The organism is Nocardiopsis coralliicola, assembly GCF_054779695.1.
On the sequence record NZ_BAAGXT010000030.1, the window covers coordinates 25,183 to 42,788 of the forward strand.

Annotated in this window: 17 protein-coding genes; 13 read left to right on the top strand and 4 right to left on the bottom strand. The window is 73.9% G+C overall.

The annotated features are described in order from the left end of the window. Positions 1-12: 12 nt before the first annotated feature. A complete protein-coding gene (gene radA, locus ACYVGT_RS19270) occupies positions 13-1,392 on the bottom strand; it encodes a DNA repair protein RadA (RefSeq protein ID WP_460860344.1) in 1,380 nt (459 codons plus the stop codon). A 238-nt stretch (positions 1,393-1,630) separates the two neighbouring features. On the opposite strand from radA, the gene ACYVGT_RS19275 reads away from it, so the two are divergent. Then, entirely contained in the window at positions 1,631-2,569 is a 939-nt protein-coding gene (locus ACYVGT_RS19275; RefSeq protein ID WP_460860347.1) for an SGNH/GDSL hydrolase family protein, read from the top strand. A 465-nt stretch (positions 2,570-3,034) separates the two neighbouring features. Next, a complete protein-coding gene (locus tag ACYVGT_RS19280) occupies positions 3,035-3,727 on the top strand; it encodes a hypothetical protein (protein WP_460860349.1) in 693 nt (230 codons plus the stop codon). Between the two features lie 118 nt (positions 3,728-3,845). On the opposite strand, the gene ACYVGT_RS19285 is transcribed toward ACYVGT_RS19280, so the two are convergent. Next, a complete protein-coding gene (locus ACYVGT_RS19285) occupies positions 3,846-4,544 on the bottom strand; it encodes a class I SAM-dependent methyltransferase (RefSeq protein WP_460860351.1) in 699 nt (232 codons plus the stop codon). A gap of 230 nt (positions 4,545-4,774) precedes the next feature. On the opposite strand from ACYVGT_RS19285, the gene ACYVGT_RS19290 reads away from it, so the two are divergent. From ACYVGT_RS19290 to ccsB, 9 genes are all read left to right on the top strand, one after another. Then, positions 4,775-5,686 (top strand): sugar phosphate isomerase/epimerase family protein, encoded by a 912-nt coding sequence (locus ACYVGT_RS19290; protein WP_460860355.1) that lies wholly within the window; start codon positions 4,775-4,777, stop codon positions 5,684-5,686. A gap of 135 nt (positions 5,687-5,821) precedes the next feature. Beyond that, positions 5,822-6,613 (top strand): pyrroline-5-carboxylate reductase, encoded by a 792-nt coding sequence (proC, locus tag ACYVGT_RS19295; RefSeq protein WP_460860357.1) that lies wholly within the window; start codon positions 5,822-5,824, stop codon positions 6,611-6,613. Positions 6,614-6,732: 119 nt separating this feature from the next. Continuing rightward, positions 6,733-7,911, top strand: a complete 1,179-nt coding sequence (locus tag ACYVGT_RS19300; RefSeq protein ID WP_460860358.1) for an acetoin utilization protein AcuC — start codon at positions 6,733-6,735, stop codon at positions 7,909-7,911. A gap of 160 nt (positions 7,912-8,071) precedes the next feature. Continuing rightward, on the top strand, positions 8,072-8,893 hold the full coding sequence (locus tag ACYVGT_RS19305; protein ID WP_460860360.1) for a phosphatase: 822 nt from the start codon (positions 8,072-8,074) through the stop codon (positions 8,891-8,893). A gap of 235 nt (positions 8,894-9,128) precedes the next feature. Next, positions 9,129-9,332, top strand: coding sequence for a helix-turn-helix domain-containing protein (locus ACYVGT_RS19310; RefSeq protein ID WP_017593285.1), 204 nt, complete (start codon positions 9,129-9,131; stop codon positions 9,330-9,332). A 543-nt stretch (positions 9,333-9,875) separates the two neighbouring features. Next, entirely contained in the window at positions 9,876-10,544 is a 669-nt protein-coding gene (locus tag ACYVGT_RS19315; protein ID WP_460860362.1) for a TlpA family protein disulfide reductase, read from the top strand. Then, a complete protein-coding gene (locus tag ACYVGT_RS19320) occupies positions 10,541-11,404 on the top strand; it encodes a cytochrome c biogenesis CcdA family protein (RefSeq protein WP_460860364.1) in 864 nt (287 codons plus the stop codon). The genes ACYVGT_RS19315 and ACYVGT_RS19320 overlap by 4 nt, the downstream gene beginning before the upstream one ends. A 2-nt stretch (positions 11,405-11,406) precedes the next feature. Continuing rightward, positions 11,407-13,002 carry a cytochrome c biogenesis protein ResB gene (gene resB / locus ACYVGT_RS19325; RefSeq protein ID WP_460860434.1) on the top strand — a complete coding sequence of 532 codons (1,596 nt, stop codon included), beginning with the start codon at positions 11,407-11,409 and terminating at the stop codon, positions 13,000-13,002. Between the two features lie 2 nt (positions 13,003-13,004). Beyond that, positions 13,005-14,105, top strand: coding sequence for a c-type cytochrome biogenesis protein CcsB (ccsB, locus tag ACYVGT_RS19330; RefSeq protein WP_460860366.1), 1,101 nt, complete (start codon positions 13,005-13,007; stop codon positions 14,103-14,105). A 201-nt stretch (positions 14,106-14,306) separates the two neighbouring features. Here ccsB and ACYVGT_RS19335 read toward each other — a convergent pair whose 3' ends face one another. Beyond that, positions 14,307-14,654, bottom strand: coding sequence for a PLD nuclease N-terminal domain-containing protein (locus ACYVGT_RS19335; protein ID WP_460860368.1), 348 nt, complete (start codon positions 14,652-14,654; stop codon positions 14,307-14,309). Positions 14,655-15,171: 517 nt separating this feature from the next. Further along, positions 15,172-15,372, bottom strand: a complete 201-nt coding sequence (locus ACYVGT_RS19340) for a BldC family transcriptional regulator (protein ID WP_460860437.1) — start codon at positions 15,370-15,372, stop codon at positions 15,172-15,174. 350 nt (positions 15,373-15,722) lie between these two features. On the opposite strand from ACYVGT_RS19340, the gene ACYVGT_RS19345 reads away from it, so the two are divergent. Together ACYVGT_RS19345 and ACYVGT_RS19350 are read left to right on the top strand one after the other, a co-directional pair. After that, a complete protein-coding gene (locus tag ACYVGT_RS19345; protein ID WP_460860370.1) occupies positions 15,723-16,163 on the top strand; it encodes a DUF4229 domain-containing protein in 441 nt (146 codons plus the stop codon). A gap of 221 nt (positions 16,164-16,384) precedes the next feature. Next, positions 16,385-17,095: a demethylmenaquinone methyltransferase gene (locus ACYVGT_RS19350; RefSeq protein ID WP_460860372.1), complete on the top strand. Its 711-nt coding sequence runs from the start codon at positions 16,385-16,387 to the stop codon at positions 17,093-17,095. Positions 17,096-17,606 lie beyond the last annotated feature (511 nt).

Here is a 17,606-nt window from a genome sequence, read left to right on the forward strand (position 1 = left end):
GCCGCGGACCCCCTAGCCGTCGGAGGGCGGGGACTTCTTGCGGCGGCGGGCGGGCAGGGCGAGCGCGATGGCTTCGGAGAGGTCGTCGACGCCGATGGCCTCGATGCCGGGGACCGGTTCCTCGCTGTTGCGCGGGACGACGGCCCGGGTGAAGCCGAGGCGCTGGGCCTCCATCAGGCGGCGGTTCACCGAGCCGACGGCGCGCACCTCCCCGGCCAGGCCGACTTCGCCGACCGCGATCATGCCGCGGGGCAGTGCGGCGTCCTTGGCCGAGCCGGCCACCGCGAGCGCCAGACCCAGGTCCACCGACGGCTCACCGAGGCGCACGCCGCCCACCGTGGAGGCGAACACGTCGGCGTTGGCCAGCCGCACGCCCGCGCGGCGCTCCAGCACCGCCATCACCATGTTCACCCGCGCCGTGTCCAGGCCGGAGGTGGCACGCCGCGGCTGCGGCAGCGGCGATGGCGCCACCAGAGCCTGGACCTCCGCGATGAGCGGCCGCCGGCCCTCCAGGGTGACCGTGACGCAGGTACCGGGCACCGGCTCGCTGCGGCGGGTGAGGAACAGGCCGCTGGGGTCGGGAAGGCCGATGATGCCGGACTCGCCCAGCTCGAAGCAGCCGATCTCGTCGGTGGGGCCGTACCGGTTCTTCACCGCGCGCAGCATCCGCAGCTGCGAGTGCCGGTCGCCCTCGAACTGGAGCACCACGTCCACCAGGTGCTCCAGCATGCGCGGACCCGCGATCGAGCCGTCCTTGGTGACGTGGCCGACGAGCACCGTGGCGATGCCGCGCTCCTTGGCGATCCGGATCAGCGCTCCGGCGACCTCGCGCACCTGGGTGACGCCCCCGGGCACGCCGGTGACGTCCGGTGCCGACAGCGTCTGCACCGAGTCCACGATGAGCAGTGCGGGCGCGATGGCGTCCACGTGCGCGGCCACCGCGCCGACGGTGGTCTCCGCAGCCAGGTAGAGCTTCGGGGAGAGGGCGCCGAGCCGCTCCGCGCGCAGCCGCACCTGGCCGGTGGACTCCTCGCCGGTGACGTAGAGCACCGGTCCGGCCTCGGCGCACAGCGCGGCGACCTCCAGGAGCAGCGTGGACTTGCCGACCCCGGGCTCGCCGGCCATGAGCAGCACGCCGCCGGGGACGATGCCGCCGCCCAGGACGCGGTCGAGCTCGTCCAGCCCGGTGGGCGCGGCGTGCGCCGCCTCCACGTCGATCTCGGTGATCGGCCGGGCCGCTGCCGTGACCGGGAGCGGCGCCACGGACGCGGCCGGGGCGCCCGCTTCCTCGACGGTGCCCCACGCCTGGCACTCGCCGCAGCGGCCGACCCACTTCAGCGCGGTCCACCCGCACTCGACGCACCGGAAGGTGGTTTTCGCGCTCTTCGCCATGCCCGCACGCTAGCGCTCGGTGACGACACCCGGAACACGACCTGGCTGCCTGTGGACGACTCCGGCGCACCGTGGGGAATCCGGGACAGCCGAAACCCGAGTGATTACACTACGTGGTGGAAACATTGCTGACCGGAGCTGGCCGGGTCCGTTGACCCTGCGCCGCCCACTGGACACATTCGAAGCGGCGGTTCCCGTTCGTCCCCTACCGCCGCCTTCCGCACCAGAGGAGACCCGCGTGCGCCCGCATCCCCCCGTCCGCCCCGCCCCTGCCCGCCGCGCCGCGCTGCGCGCCGGCGCCGGAGCCGCCGCCCTCGGCCTGGCCGGCGTGCTCTCCGCCGCGCCGGCAGCGGCCTACGAGGCAACTGCAACCGACCTCGCCGACCGCTACGTCGCGCTCGGCGACTCCTTCACCGCCGGCCCCTTCATCCCCGCCCAGGGCGGGGACCCGCTGATGTGCCTGCGGTCGGACAACAACTACGTGCAGCGCGTCGCCGAAGGGCTCGGTGCCGAAGCGGTCGACGTCAGCTGCTCCGGCGCGATCACCGACGACATGTCCGCGCCGCAGAGCCTGCCGCTCGGGCAGGAGAACCCGGCCCAGTTCGACGCGCTCACCCCGGACACCACGCTGGTGACCGTCGGCATCGGCGGAAACGACTTCGGCTTCGCCGACATCTTCCTCACCTGCGCCACCGAGAGCGTGTCGGATCCCGGCGGGGAGCCCTGCAAGGAGAGCTTCACCGACGAGGACGGCAACGACGAGCTGGCCGCCCGCGTGCCGGAGACCGGCGACAAGGTCGCCGAGGTCCTGGCCGGCATCCAGGAGCGCAGCCCGGACGCCACCATCGCCCTCGTGGGCTACCTGCAGCTGCTGCCCGCCGAGGGCGGCTGCTGGCCGGAGGTGCCCGTCGCCGAGGGCGACACCGCCTACCTGGACGGGGTCCAGAGCGCGCTCAACGCCGAGCTGGAGACCCGCGCGGCCGAGGCCGGGGCGGTCTTCGTCGACGTGGAGGAGCGCGGCCGCGACATGTGCGCCTCCTCCGGTGAGAAGTGGGTCGAGGGCATCTTCCCGAGCCGCCCGGCGGCCCCGGTGCACCCCAACCGGAGCGGCATGGACGAGGTCGGCGCGCGGGTCCTCGCCGCGCTCGGCGGCGGCGGAGCAGCCGACCAGGTCTGACCCTCCCCGCACCTTCCGCCCGGCCCGCGGCGCGGCACCCCACGGCAGGGGGCCGCGCCGCGGCGCGTTGCGCGGGTCCGGGCACGGGCACCGCAGGCGGGCCGGCGGTGCACCGGCGCACGGCCGGTGCGGGGGCGGGGCGGCGATCTCCCCCTCCTCGGCCGGAGGACGCCGCGAGGGGCGCGCCCGGGCGGTGCGCAGCTGGGAAGTAGCAGGGAAGTGGTCCGCCAGCTTGGGGAGCCGGTGGCCGAGGAGGAAGCAGCCGGGGGTGCGGCGAACGGGCGGCCCGGAAAGGAGCGCCCCTCCGGTGCCACCCCGAACCCCCGGTCCCACCCGTGACGGAACGAGTCCGATTTGCTGCAATCCGGAACCCGGTGCTCGATCTCGGAGTCCTACCGTGAGGGAGCGGCCCACGGCAGTGCCGTGCTTCCCGCCCCGCTCGGACCGCCAGACGAAGGATGCCCCGTGGTTCCCTCACCACTCACCGCCCCCCGTCCCCTGCGCCGTTTCCTGACCGCGCTCGCGTGTGCGGGCGCGCTGACCGCTGCGAGCGCGTGCGGCCCCATTCCCGCTCCGGTCCGCGAGGGTCCGCCCCCGGACGGGCGGGGCGCCGCCTCCGAAGAGCCCGGCACCTCCGAAGAGCCCGAAGAGGAGCAGAGCCCGAGCGAGCCGGAGAAGGACTACCGGACCGGCGCGGTTCCGTCCGCCGAACCCGAGTTCGACGAGAGCCAGCTGGGCCGGGCCCCGTCCGGCGGCGACTTCTCCGCGGCCGTCGAGTGGGAGATCAACCGCTTCGTCAACATGTTCTCCCTGGAGTACGACCCGGACTCGTCGGTGAGCTGCGAGGCGATCGAGCCGGTCAAGGACACCGAGGCCACCTGCGACTCCGTCTACAACGACTACTCCTCGGAGTTCACCGTCACGGTCACCGACGACGAGGGCTCGGTGGAGTACGAGACGGGCCGCCTGCCGGTCTCCCGGGACGCGGTGGAGGAGCGCTTCCGCTTCCACGCCGACGAGGGCGAGGTCCTCTGCGACATGTCCCGCTACCAGCTGGTGTCGGCCTCGGACAAGATCGACTGCGAGTCGGCCGGCGGTGTCCGGTCCCGCGTGGAGGTCGCCTCCGACGGCAGCGGGGTCACCTTCAACGACCGGTGACGCCCCTCGCGGCGTTCTCCTCTCCTCGACAGGAGAACCCGCCCTGACTCATTCGCCGGCCGTGCGGCGGGTGCACCGCCGACACCGCTCGCGACGGGCGCCGTTCACCCAACACGCCCTAGTAGCGGCGCCACCAGAGGTTGACGGCGTAGTCGACCTCGAGGCCGGTGTGCTCGGCGGTGATCGCGTCGGCGAGCCGCGCCGGGAACTCGATGCGCACCACCGCCTCCAGGTCGGCGCGGCGCTCGAACCGCCAGCGCATGTCGACCGGGACCCGGGTGAAGCCGTGCCGCGCCCAGAAGCGCTCCACCGCGGCCGGGTCGTAGCGCGGCAGGAACCGGCGGAACCAGCCGCCGAAGGTGCTGCGGGTCGCGTCGTTGTCGATCACGAACGCGGTGCCGCCGCGGCGCAGCACCCGGGCGAGCTCGGCCAGCCCGGGCTCGCAGCCCGGGCCGAAGAAGTACGCCCAGCGGGCGTGGGCGACGTCGACCGAGGCGTCGGGCAGCGGCAGGTCCTGGGCGGTACCGGTGTGCACGCCGACCCGGTCCAGGCCGGCGGTGCGCGCCCGCGCCGCCGCGGCGAGGGCGGCGTGCGGCTCGACCCCGGTGACCCGGTCCGCGGCGGCCGCGAAGTCCGGCAGGTGGTAGCCGGTGCCGCAGCCGACATCGAGCAGGTGCGCGCCGGCCAGCGGCTGGATCCGGTCCATTGCGGCGGCGAGGGCGCCGTCCGGGTCGACCGCCCGGTTCTCCAGCTCGTAGACAGCGGGACTGTTCCAGATGTTGGGGCTGGGCACGGCCCCCGGGAGTGCGGCGCGCATGCGGCGATCGTATGCGCCCCGCAGCCCCGCCGGCCCTTCCCCGGCCCGGCGCCGCCGCCCGGGGCCGGCCCCGGGCGGCGGCGCGGCACAGCGGGCGCCCGCCGCTACCGGTCCCGGACCGCCCTGGAACGCCTTCGGGCCACAGTGACCTGGGGCAGCCCTGCGCGGGCCGCCCGCGGCGCGGCGCGGCCGTCCGCGGCAGCGCCGCAGCACCGCATAGTCTTGTTCGGGTGAGCGCTATCGACGTCCCCGACGCGCCCGTGGTCCTGTCCACCGCCTCGGTCTACCCGGAGAAGACGCCGGCGGCCTTCGAGATCGCCGCCGAGCTCGGCTACGACGGCATCGAGGTCCTGGTCTCCACCGACCCGGTGAGTCAGGATCCGGACATGCTCCGCCGCCTCTCCGACTACCACGGTGTGCCGATCACCGCGATCCACTCGCCGTGCCTGATCTTCACGCAGCGCGTGTGGGGCAAGGATCCGTGGGAGAAGCTCGTCCGCTCCAAGGAGATGGCGGAGAAGGTCGGCGCTACGGCCATCGTCGTCCACCCCGCCTTCCGCTGGCAGCGCGAGTACGCCCGCGACTTCGAAACCGGCATCGCGCGCATGCAGGACGAGACCGACGTGGTCTTCGCCGTCGAGAACATGTACCCGGTGCACATGCGGGACCGCGAGGTGGTGCCGTACGCGCCGAGCTGGAACCCGCTGGACCGGGACTACCCCGACGTCACCCTGGACCTGTCGCACACCGCCATGTCCCGCTCGGACGCGATGGACATGGCGCGCAGCCTCGGCGGCCGCCTCTCCCACGTGCACCTGGCTGACGGCGTCGGCGGGCAGAACTTCGACGAGCACCTGATCCCCGGCCGCGGCGGACAGCCGGTGGCCGAGCTGCTGGAACACCTCGCGCGCACCCGCTACAGCGGGCAGCTCGTGCTGGAGGTCAACACCCGCAAGGCCGCCGACCGCGAGGCCCGCAAGCTGGACCTGGCCGAGGCGCTCGCCTTCACCCGGCTGAACTTCGTCGGCCCGCCCGCCCGCGCCGACCGCCGCGAGCGCGCCGCGCTGCGCCGGACCGCGGCCGCGCCGCCCCCGCGCACCTTCGCCGTCGACCCCGGCGGCACGGCCCGCGAAGACGACTGACCGGCGCCCCGCCGCCGCCCGCCGCCGAGCGCCCCCGATCCGGCGGGCTCCGTACCGCGGCGGACATCGCTGCTGCTCGCCGCCCCGGAGAGGGCGCCGGGCGGATACCGTGGAGGGACCGGAAAGGGTGAGACCATGATCGCGATCATCGGCGCAGGGAAAATGGGCGAAGCCCTCCTCGCCGGACTGCTGGCCACCGGGCACGACCCGGCCGACGTCGCCGTCACGGAGCCGCGCGCGGACCACGCCGCGGAGCTCCGCGAGCGCTACGGCGTGGCGACGCTGCCGGCGGCCGAGGCCGCCGCGGGCGCCGGAACCGTGGTGCTCGCCGTCAAGCCGCAGGACATGGTCGACCTCCTCGACGCCATCGCCCCGCACCTGGCCGCGGACGCGCTCGTCGTCTCCGTCGCCGCCGGGATCACCACCTCCGTCCTGGAGAAGCACCTCGGGGACGGCGCCGCCGTGGTCCGCGCCATGCCGAACACGCCCGCCCTCGCCGGCAAGGGCATGACCGTCCTCACCGGCGGCCGCGGCACCACCCCGGACCAGCTCGCCCACGCCGAGCAGCTGCTCAGCGCCGTCGGCGACGTGGTCGTCACCGACGAGCGGCACATGGACACCGCCACCGCCATCTCCGGCAGCGGGCCGGCCTACTTCTACTTCATCGCCGAGACCATGATCGAGGCCGGCGTCGCGATGGGGATGCCGCGCGCCACCGCGCAGCGGCTCGTGGACCAGACCATCATCGGCGCCTCCGCCATGCTCAACGGCGGTGAGCACCCGGTGGTGCTCCGCGAGGCCGTCACCTCGCCCGGCGGCACCACCGCGGCCGCCGTCCGCGAACTGGAGCGGCACGGCGTGCGCACCGCGTTCACCGACGCCATCGAGGCCGCGCGGGACCGCAGCCGCAGCCTGTCGGACGGCTGAGGGCGCCGCCGCGCGCAACCGCCGCCCCGCCCGCACCGGCCCGCGGCCCGGTGTGCTTGAGTTCATACGGACCCCGCCCCGGACCGGTGAGAGCCGGGGCCCGCCCCTCGGGAGTACCCATGGCCTGCTCGCTCCACGTCGCCTGGGACGACGCGCTGACCACCTACGACTTCGGCCCCGAGCACCCGCTCAACCCGGTCCGGGTCGAGTTGACCATGGCGCTCGCCCGCGAGCTCGGCGTGTTCGGCGCTCCCGCCCTCGAATTCGCCCCCGTCGAGCCGGCGACCGACGAGCAGCTGCAGCTCATCCACACCCCGGACTACATCGAGGCGGTCAAGCGCGCCGGGCAGACCCTGGAGCCCGACGACGCGCACTACCTCGGCACCGCCGACAACCCGGTGTTCCCGCGGATGCACGAGGCGGCGTCGCTCATCTCCGGTGCCTCCATCGCCGCAGCGCGCGCCGTATGGAGCGGCGACGCCGTGCACGCCGCGAACATCGCCGGCGGGCTGCACCACGCCATGCCCGGCCACGCCTGGGGCTTCTGCGTCTACAACGACGCGTCCATGGCGATCGCCTGGCTGCTGGAGCAGGGCGCCAAGCGGGTGGCCTACGTCGACGTCGACGTGCACCACGGCGACGGCGTCCAGGCGATGTTCTACGACGACCCGCGGGTCATGACGATCAGCCTGCACGAGTCGCCGCTCACCCTCTTCCCCGGCACCGGCCGGCCCGCCGAGACGGGCGGTCCCGGCGCCGAGGGCTACTCGGTGAACGTGGCGCTGCCCGCCGGCACCGACGACGCGCGCTGGCTGCGCGCCTTCGACGCGACGGTGCCGCCGCTGCTCCGCGAGTTCCAGCCGGAGGTGCTGGTCACCCAGCACGGTGCCGACGCGCACGCGCTCGACCCGCTGGCCAACCTCATGCTCTCGCTGGACGGCCAGCGCCGCACCTACCGCGCGCTGCACCGCCTCGCCCAGGAGACCGCGGGCGGCCGCTGGGTGGTGCTCGGCGGCGGCGGCTACGAGCTGGTGCAGGTCGTGCCGCGCGCCTGGACCCACCTGCTGGCCGAGGCCTCCGGCGTGGAGCTCGACCCGGAGGCCGCCACCCCGGAGGAGTGGCGGCGGTTCGTGCGCGAGCGCACCGCCGACGTCCCGCCGCTGTACATGACCGACGGGCGCACCGCGGAGTTCACCCCGTTCGAGGACGGCTTCGACCCCGCGGACCCGGTGGACCAGGCGATCCAGGCCACCCGCCGCGCGGTCTTCCCCAGCCAGGGCATCGACCCGACGCTGTGAGCCGCGCCGGCGGGCCGGCCCGCCGGCCGCCCGGCCGTGCAGCCCGGGCAGCCGGCCGGAGGCCGGTGCCGGGATCGTTATCGGCGCCGGTGTTGCTTCGCCGCGCGCGGGGGTAGGCGGATCACGAGCGGCCGAACGGCCGGGAAAGGGGAGTCGAACGGTGACGCCGCCCGCACGGGGCGAGCTCGTGACGCACCTCGTGCGCACCGGGATCGCCGGGCACGTGAACACGCCGCGCCAGGGCAATCTGCGCCACTACCGGAGGCTCGCCGAGCACGACCCCTACCACCGGTTCGGGCTGACATTCGCGCGCGAGTACACCGCCGACGACATCCTCGCCCTGATGGCGAAGCGGTGCGGTGTCGTCGCCGATCCGGCGCACACCTCCGGGGTCGACACGATCGACCCCGACCTCACCGTCGACGCCCTGGAGGCCCTCGCCGACCGGATGGCCCGCGCCGCGGCCGGCCGGGAGCGGGTCATGGTCGCCACCGGCCACCCCGACCACCTGCAGGGCCCCTACCGGGCCTGGAAGGACGCGCTCGCCGCGGCCGGCTGCCCGGTGGTGACCGGCGGCGCCGGCTTCACCTACTCGGTGTCGGCCGGCAACCTTCCGGGCCGCCGCCGGCTGGAGTGGCGCAGCGGCGTCGGGATGGTGGCCGACGCCGACGGCACGCCGCGGCACAGCCACCACCCGGACGCGATGGAGGCGGCGCTCGCCGACCTCGCCGAGCGCGGAGCGCCCTGGCCGCAGCTGGTCATCGCCGACCACGGTTTCGCCGGGGCCGCGGGGGAGGCCGGGGTGTCCGCGGTGGGGTTCGCCGACTGCAACGATCCCGCACTCTTCGTGGCCGAAGAAGAGGGAAAACTGCACGCGGCAGTGCCTCTGGACGACGGATACAGCGCTCAGGACTACCAGCCGCTGACGGAGTACGTGCTCCACCGGGCCGGCCTGGAGCCGGCCGGCGGGACCGCGCCCTGAGCGGCGGCGCCTTTTTATACCCACCCCCTAAACCTCACGGGACCCGTCGCCCTCGTGTAGCTGCAGCGATAGCAAAACCGACCTTTCAATGCCGTGACCCCGGATCTACCCTGAAAACGGACGTGTCAGCAGTGACTCAAACGACACCCCGGCAGGGGAAGGCACGGAACGACACCCCGGCAGGGGGAGGCAGGGACAGCGTCGCGCACGTCCGGAAGCGAGGGCATTGACGACCATGAACGGGAGTAAGGCTCCTCTGGAAGAGGTCAGGTTCCTGACCGTGGCGGAAGTCGCCACGATCATGCGTGTGTCCAAGATGACCGTCTATCGGATGGTCCATTCGGGAGTCCTGCCGGCGATCCGCGTCGGCCGTTCCTACCGGGTTCCCGAGCGCGCCGTCCACGACTACCTGCGCGAAGCGTTCGTCGAAGCGGGCTGATCGGCGAATGCGGAGTGCGGTGCGCCGTTGCAGCAGTACGGCGGTGCCCCCGGGGGCGGTGCGACCCCGCCCACCGCGCCCCGGGTGCTTCCGCCGCGCAGCGGATCCGCCCGCGCCCCGGTGATCCCTTCTGCCGCTGTGCGGCCGCAGCGGCGCGCCACCGGTGAGTACGTCCCGGTACCGCCGGCCCCCAGTCCAGCCTGGGCCCCGGCGGCGCCTCGGCCCGCGCGGACGCGTGCGCGCCCGGCAGGGCGGCCGCGCGCCGCGCCTTCTCTGCTGCCGCGCCCCGGTCCTGCCTTGCGCTGGCGCCGCCGACCTGGGCCGCGCACCGCCGGCGCTCCCGCCGGCGCCCCTCCCGCTGCCCGCTGCCCGGGCATCCGTGCGCCCAGCGCGACCGCCGCCCGCCCCGCAGGCACCGGGGCCGGCAGCCACGGGTGACCTGGCGCGCTGTGCGTGGGGCGGCGAAGGAGGGCGCGAGGCGTCTACTACACTTTGTCGTCGTTGACCTAGTGCCGCCCTCACCTGTGTGTTTCGAGGTTCCCGATGCCCTCTCGCCCCGACCGCGCTCCGCTGCGCGTGCGCGCTCTCGCGGCGGCTGCGGCGACCGCAGCGCTGCTCGCCGGCTGTGCGACCGATCCCGCGGAAACCGAGAACAGCGGCGAAGACGAACAGTTCATCTCCGGTGACGGCTCGGCCACCGTCTTCGAGCCCGGCGACCGCCTCTCCGCCGCCGACGTCTCCGGGGAGACCCTGGAGGGCGACGAGATCGCGCTCGCCGACTACCGCGGCGAGGTGCTGGTGCTCAACCTGTGGGCGAGCTGGTGCGGCCCCTGCCGGTCGGAGACCCCGGTCCTCAACGAGGTGGCCGCCGAGTACGCCGACCGGGGGGTGGAGTTCCTCGGGGTCAACATCAAGGACGACGCCACCGCCGCCCGCGCCTTCGAGCGCAAGCAGGAGGTGGAGTACCCCTCGCTCTACGACCAGCCGGGCGCGGTGCCGCAGGCGTTCCGGGACACCATTCCGCCGCAGGCCATCCCCACCACCCTGGTCATCGACCCGGACGGCGGGATCGCCGCCCGGGTGCTCGGCGAGACCAACTACGACCAGCTCAGCGGGCTGGTCGAAGACGTGGTCGCCGAGAGCGAGGGCGGCGAGGGCGGCGACAGCGCCGGAAGTGCCGCCGGCTCCGCTGCCGGGACCGGCGCGCCATGATCGCCGAGACGGTCCTCCAGGGCTCGCTCCTGCTGGCCATCCCGCTCGCCGCGGCGGCCGGGCTGGTCTCCTTCCTCTCGCCGTGCGTCCTGCCGCTGGTCCCCGGCTACCTCTCCTACGTGACCGGCCTCAGCGGCGCTGACCTCGCCGCCCGCGACCGTGCCGCGGACGCCGCCCGGAGCGGCGACGGCGGCGCCGGCGGCGGGGGCGCGGACCCGAGCGGCGCGGACGGCGGCGGGGCGCCGGCGGCGGTGCGCACCGCCGACGAGGAGCTCGCCGCCCGGCGCGGCACCATGCTGCTCGGCAGCATCCTGTTCATCGCCGGCTTCACCTTCGTCTTCGTCGCGGTCGGCGTGTTCATCGGCGGCATCGGCGGACTGCTGATCGACTACGCCGAGCCCATCACCCGGGTGCTCGGCGTCCTGACCATCCTGCTCGGCCTGGCGTTCATGGGGGTGCTGCCCGGCTTCGCGCGCGAGTTCCGGTTCCACCGGCTGCCCGGCGCCGGCCTGGCCGGCGCGCCGCTGCTCGGCGTCCTGTTCGGGCTCGGCTGGACGCCGTGCATCGGCCCGACCCTCGCCGCCGTGCAGACCCTCGCCTTCACCGAGGGCAGCGCAGGGCGCGGCGCGCTGCTGTCGCTGTTCTACTGCATCGGCCTGGGGCTGCCGTTCATCCTCGCCTCGCTCGCCTACCGGCGCGCGATCGGCGCGTTCACGGCGCTTAAGCGGCACTACCGGGCGATCACCATCGCCGGCGGCGCCATGCTGGTGGCGGTCGGCCTGCTGCTGGTCACCGGCGTCTGGACGGACATCACGGCCACCATGCAGGGGTGGACCAACAGCTATGTGACGGTGATCTGACCTTGGCCACCACCACCCGCACCCGCGCGGAGAAGTCCGGCGGCGGTTCCACCCCCGGCCGGCTGTCGGCGCTGGGCTGGGCCCGCTGGGCGTGGCGCATCCTCACGTCGATGCGCACCGCGCTCATCCTGCTCTTCCTGCTGGCGCTCGGCGCCATCCCCGGATCGATGCTGCCGCAGCGGGTGCAGAACCCCGACCAGGTGCGCAGCTACTACCTGGACAACCCCGAACTGGCGCCCTGGCTGGACCGGTTCTTCCTCTTCGACGTCTACTCCTCGCCCTGGTATGCGGCGATCTACCTGCTGCTGTTCGTCTCGCTGACCGGCTGCGTCATCCCGCGCGCCCTGGCGCACTGGCGGCTCTCCCGGGCGCAGCCGCCGAAGACGCCCCGCAACCTCGGCCGGATGCCCTACTCGGCCCGGTTCACCACCGGAGCGGAGCCCGACGCGGTGCTGGCCGAGGGGCGCGGCCTGCTGCGCCGGTACCGGATCCGCGAGGAGGGCGGCGCACTGTCGGCGGAGACCGGCTACCTGCGCGAGACGGGCAACGTCGTGTTCCACTTCGCGCTGCTCGGCCTGCTCCTGGCGCTGGGCGCCGGCTCGCTGCTCGGCTACCGCGGCAACATGGTCGTCGTCGAGGGCGACGGCTTCGCCAACACCCTCGCCTCCTACGACGCCTTCCACCCCGGGCCGATGGTCGACGCCGAGAAGCTCGAGCCGTTCGCCTTCACTCTGGACTCGCTGGACGCGGCCTTCTTGCAGGAGGGCACGCTGGCCGGCCAGGCCGACTCCTACAGCGGCGAGGTCACCTACACCGACGAGCCCGGCAGCCCCGAGCAGCAGCACACCCTCGAGGTGAACCACCCGCTCTCGGTGGCCGGCGTGCAGGTCTACCTGCTCGGCCACGGCTACGCTCCCGAGTTCACCGTCACCGACGGGGACGGCGAGCTCGTCTACGACCAGGCGGTGCCGTTCCTGCAGCGGGACGACGACCCGGCCGGCACGGCCGACGGCGTGGTCAAGGCGCCCGACGCGCTGCCCGACGGCCTCGGCTTCAGCGGCGTGTTCCTGCCGACCGTCAGCGACGCCGACGCCGAGGGCGACGGCGAGCTCACCTCCAGCTTCCCCGGCGCCGAGAACCCCGGCGTGGTCCTCACCGCCTACCGCGGGGACCTCGGCATGAACGAGCCGCAGTCGGTCTACCAGCTCGACACGTCGCGGATGGACGAGCTCGGCGAGTCCGAGGTGCTGCGGCCCGGCGACAGCTGGGAGCTGCCGGACGGCGCCGGCGAGGTGACCTTCGAGGGGGTCCGCGACTTCGGCAGCCTCCAGATGACCCACAACCCGTCCCGGGTGCCCGCCCTGCTGTTCTCGATCGCCGCCACGGTGGGCCTGCTCGGCACGCTGTTCGTCCGCCCGCGGCGCGTATGGGTCCGCGCCAGCGCCGGTGCGGACGGGCGTACCGTGGTCGAGGTCGCGGGGCTCGGCAAGACCGATTCGGCCGCCAACGGCCAGGAGTTCCACGGCATCGCCACCGCACTGCGGGACCGCCTGCGGCAGGGTGCCGGCACGACACACACGACCGACCCGGAGGACTAGCCGTGGTACACGACATCGCCGCAACGGCGAACGTCGACGAGGGCATGGCGGGGATCAGTGACGGCCTGATCATTGCGATGATCGTCGCCTACGCGATCGCCCTGTTCCTGTTCGCCCTGGAGGCCGCCTACGGCCGCCGGAAGGCGCTGAAGTCGGGCCGGATGGACGCCGTCACCGGGACCGCTCCGGTGCCGGCCGCGGCGGGCGCCGGCGGAACCGCGACCCTGGACCTGGACGCCGAGGCGCCGTCCGCCGGCGCCGCTGCGGGCGGCGCGGGAGGCGGCTCCGCGGATGCTCCCGCCGACGACATCGAAGTGAACGTCCGCGGCGATGAGCGGGCACCGTCGGCCGCGCGGAACCTCCTCGGCTCCGTCGGCCTGGTCGTGACCGTCATCGGCTTCGCGTTCAACGCCGGGCAGATCGTCACCCGCGGGCTGGCGGCCGACCGCTGGCCGTGGGGCAACATGTTCGAGTTCGTCGTCGCGATCTGCCTCTGCGCGGTCGGGGCGTTCCTCTACGCCGCATTCCGGTACCGCGCCCGCTACCTCGGCACCTTCGTCCTGCTGCCGGTGGTCCTGCTGCTCGGTATCGCCGCCCGCTGGCTCTACAGCGAGGCCGGGCCGGTCATCCCGGCGCTGCACTCCTACTGGATCGCCATCCACGTCTCCGCGGCGATCGTCGCCACCGGCGCGTTCATGGTGTCCGGGGCCGCCGGCATCACCTACCTGGTGGCCCAGCGCGCCGAGCTGAAGCGCGCGGCCGGCGAGAAGATCGCCGGTGTCGCCGCCAAGCTGCCCAGCCCCGAGCTGCTGGACCGCGTCTCGCACCGGTTCATCGTGATCGCGTTCCCGCTGTGGACGTTCGCGATCATCGCCGGCTCGATCTGGGCCGACGAGGCGTGGGGCCGCTTCTGGGGCTGGGACCCCAAGGAGGTCTGGTCGTTCATCACCTGGGTGGTCTACGCCGCCTACCTGCACGCGCGGGCGACCGCCGGGTGGCGCGGCAGCAAGGCCACCTGGATCGGCCTGGTCGGCTTCGCCTGCCTGATGTTCAACTTCTTCGGCGTGAACTACCTGTTCAGCGGCCTGCACAGCTACGCCTGAGCCGACTGCCGGAGGATGGGCCGGACGGCGCCGCCGCAGGGCGGCGCCGGGCCGCTGCACCAGGGCTACTGCACTCGCCACTGCACCGCCGCCGCAGCGGCCGCCCCCGGCACGTCAGCGGGGCCGCTCCCGTTCGGGAGCGGCCCCGCTCTGCTGTCTGCAGGAAGGAGCGCCGGCAGGGAGGGCCCCAGGCCGCTGGCGCTACTCCTCGTCGGGCTTGATGCGCTTGTCGAGGTCGCGGAGGAAGTCCGGGTCGTCGTCGGGGCCCTTGGGCGCGGAGCTCCCGCCGCTGGGGCGGAGCTGCTCGGGATCGATGTCGTCGGGGACGCCGGGGTCGGCCGGTCCCGGGCCGGCCGTGGCGGCGGCGCGGGGGCGGCCGAGCAGCAGCCAGAGCACGGGGCCGACCGGGACGAAAGCCACGATCGCGATGAGCCACAGCACCTTCGGCAGGGTCCGCACGTCGGCTGCGGGGGTGGTGAGCGCGTCGAAGAACGCGTAGACGCACACCACGATCGTCAGGAGCGTCATCAGACCAGCAAGCCACCACATGCGTTCAGCCTAGCGGCCATCGCGCGCCCCTGTGCGGGCGCGGCGCAGGGAGTGGACAGCGGCGGGCCGGTGGGCCGGGCGCGTGCGCGCAGGGGGAGCCGGGTGCCGGAGCGGCGGCCCGCCGGGACAGGCCCGGGGCAGGGGCTCGGCGGGTACTCGCGGGCGATCAGGGTGTGCGGGGCGGCGGTCGGTGCCGACAGTATGCGGTGGGGGTGCGAAGCGGGGCGCAGGCGGGCTGCGGGCGCTGCAGCGCAGGCGCTCAGCCCTCGTGGGCGAGCAGCGGCGGCCCGCAAGGGCAGCGGTGCGCAGTGCAGAGCAGCGGTGCCGCGGCGCCGGGCGGACGGGGCCCGGTGGCGCAGACCGTAGGCGGGCGCTGAGCGCTGCCTCCGACCGCCGGCGTACCTTCGGTGCCGGGGTCGGTGTTCGGAACCAGCGGTGCCGAGTGCACCGCAGCGGAGCGGTCGTGCTACCGCGCGAAAGGCGGCCGGACGTGCGGCCCCCTAGCCCGGTGTGCGGATCAGGGCGCGGTCTCGGTCGGTTCGCCGTGGAGCAGCGCGCGCACTTCCGACTCGCGGAAGCGGCGGTGCCCGCCGGGCGTGCGGATGCTGCTGATCCGGCCGGAGGCGGCCCAGCGAGTGACCGTCTTCGGGTCCACTCGGAAGAGCGACGCCACTTCTCCGGGGGTCAGCAGACGTTCGTTTCCTCTTTCCACCTTCAGGTTCCCCCTTCGGGAGCCCGCCGTGTGTCGTGGGGGAGGCGGGCGTTGTCTCCCCTAGTGTGCCGGATTAAGTCCGTTTCCTCCCTAGTTTTCGTAAAAACTGTCTGCCTCAGGGAGGTAATACGCGATCTGTGATTGGAACGTGACCTCGGGGCGGTTCGGTCGCATTCCCGGTGCGGCCGCAGAGCGCGCCGCTGCGCGGCCGCGGAGCTTGCCGGGGGGTGCGGGGGCGGCGCCGCCGACCGCCCTTACCCTGGTGGGAGCGGCCGGGCCGCGGGCGACCCCGCAGAGCCGTCCGACTCCGCAGCACCCACGATAGTGAACTGGACCACCCGTTGTGAGGCAGTTTCATGCGTAGCGTCCTCGCCTACACCGCCGCCCGCCTTCTGCTCTTCGGCGTCTCCTTCGCCGTGCTCTACCTGCTCGGAGCGCGCGGCCTGCTCGCGGCGTTCCTCGCAGTGCTGGTCAGCGGGCTGGTCAGCTACGTCCTGCTGTCCCGGCAGCGGGACGCCGTGTCGAGCGGCATCGCCGGCACCGTCGCGCGGATGCGCGGGATGGGGGACCGGCTCGAGCAGGGCGCCGCCCACGAAGACTCCGCGCAGCGCCCCGGCAGCGCTCCGGAGGCGCCGGAGTCGCTGCGCGACTTCTCCCGCCGCCGGGCGGGCGAGGGCGGCGCTGCCGCGGAGGACGGGGACGGCGCTGAGGGCGCTCCTGCGTCCGGCGCCGAGGCCGGCGGGCCCGACGCCGGCTCCGGAGCCGGCGCGGCCGACAGCGCCCCGGCCCGCGGCTAGGGAGTATTCGGTGAACGGCGTTCGTCCCGGCGCGTGATGCGGGCCCCGCTGCTGCCGCTGGACCCCCTGCGGCGCCGCTGCGCCGCCGCAGGCGGCGGCGGGGGTCCGGACGTGCCATCGGACGGGGGTTTCGGCCTGCTGGACGGCGCGGCGCCGGTGCACCCGCCCCCGTGCGGGCCCGGCGGTGCGGGCGGCCGCGCACCGGCCGTAGGGTGGGGGCCATGACCCGTGCCGACCTGGACAAGTCGCCGGCGGACGTCGCCGCCATGTTCGACAGCATCGCCCCCCGCTACGACCTGCTCAACGACGTGCTGTCGGTCGGGCAGGACCGGCAGTGGCGCAAGGCGGCCGTGCGCGCGGTCGAGGCGTACAGCGGCGAACTGGTGCTCGACCTGGCGGCCGGCACCGGCACCTCCTCGGAGTCCTTCACCGACCGCGGGGCCCGCGTCATCGCCTGCGACTTCTCCCAGGGGATGCTCCGCGTCGGAGCCCAGCAGCGGGGCGGCGCGACCGCCCGCGGAGTCAGCTGCGTCGCCGGCGACGCGCTGGCGCTGCCGTTCGCCGACGGCACGTTCGACGCGGTCACCATCTCCTTCGGCCTGCGCAACGTGCACGACACCGACCAGGCACTGGCCGAGCTCCTCCGGGTGACCCGGCCCGGCGGGCGGCTGGTGGTCTGCGAGTTCAGCCATATCCCGGTGCGGCCGGTGGACCGCGTCTACTCCGGCTACCTCATGGCCGCGCTGCCCCGGATCGCGCGGCTGTTCAGCGACAACACCGCGGCCTACGCCTACCTCTCCGAATCGATCATGGACTGGCCGGACCAGCCCGCGCTCGCCGCGCGCCTGCAGGGGGCCGGCTGGGAGCGCGTCGCCTGGCGCAACCTGACGTTCGGCGTCGTCGCCCTGCACCGCGGCTTCAAGCCCGAGTAGCGGCGCGAGGTCCCCAAGGGCGGCACCCGGCTGGTCCGGGGGCCGCCCTTTCGCGTGCCCGCGTGTGCCCGGCGCGGTGCGCTGCCCCGGCGGTGCCGGGGCGCCCGCGCCGCCGCCCCGCCGCGCACGCCGGTGCGGCTGCGGCCCGCTGCGCTCCTATTCACTCCAATCACTTCAGCAACATTGAGAACAAAGAGACATTTGAATGCCGTTCTCGATATCTAAGTCTGAAAGGTGATGAACAAGCATCAAACGGACGTAGGTTTACCTTATTCACCCTGGTGTGGCGCTCGATGCCCGGTTTGATGCTGAAAATGCACGAACAAGATGAATGGAGCCTGGGGGTCGCCCCCGGAACAGGAAAGGTCTAGACTGCGGAACCACGGCTTGTGAAGCCCTTCACAAGGCGGGTGGCTTTTCGCTTTACCGCGGGAATGGGCGGTCATCGCCGAAAACACCCGCGCAAAGAAGCCGAAAAGCGCCGACCGCGCACCCCCACAGCCGCAGGGAA

What these genes read in the sequence shown, in the direction of transcription:
- ACYVGT_RS19320 (WP_460860364.1), top strand. Translation starts at nt 10,541, where the DNA reads ATGATCGCCGAGACGGTCCTCCAGGGCTCGCTCCTGCTGGCCATCCCG.
- ACYVGT_RS19310 (WP_017593285.1), top strand. Translation starts at nt 9,129, where the DNA reads ATGAACGGGAGTAAGGCTCCTCTGGAAGAGGTCAGGTTCCTGACCGTG.
- proC (WP_460860357.1), top strand. Translation starts at nt 5,822, where the DNA reads ATGATCGCGATCATCGGCGCAGGGAAAATGGGCGAAGCCCTCCTCGCC.
- ACYVGT_RS19300 (WP_460860358.1), top strand. Translation starts at nt 6,733, where the DNA reads ATGGCCTGCTCGCTCCACGTCGCCTGGGACGACGCGCTGACCACCTAC.
- ACYVGT_RS19350 (WP_460860372.1), top strand. Translation starts at nt 16,385, where the DNA reads ATGACCCGTGCCGACCTGGACAAGTCGCCGGCGGACGTCGCCGCCATG.
- ACYVGT_RS19345 (WP_460860370.1), top strand. Translation starts at nt 15,723, where the DNA reads ATGCGTAGCGTCCTCGCCTACACCGCCGCCCGCCTTCTGCTCTTCGGC.
- ACYVGT_RS19285 (WP_460860351.1), bottom strand. Translation starts at nt 4,544, where the DNA reads ATGCGCGCCGCACTCCCGGGGGCCGTGCCCAGCCCCAACATCTGGAAC.
- radA (WP_460860344.1), bottom strand. Translation starts at nt 1,392, where the DNA reads ATGGCGAAGAGCGCGAAAACCACCTTCCGGTGCGTCGAGTGCGGGTGG.
- ACYVGT_RS19335 (WP_460860368.1), bottom strand. Translation starts at nt 14,654, where the DNA reads ATGTGGTGGCTTGCTGGTCTGATGACGCTCCTGACGATCGTGGTGTGC.
- ACYVGT_RS19315 (WP_460860362.1), top strand. Translation starts at nt 9,876, where the DNA reads ATGCCCTCTCGCCCCGACCGCGCTCCGCTGCGCGTGCGCGCTCTCGCG.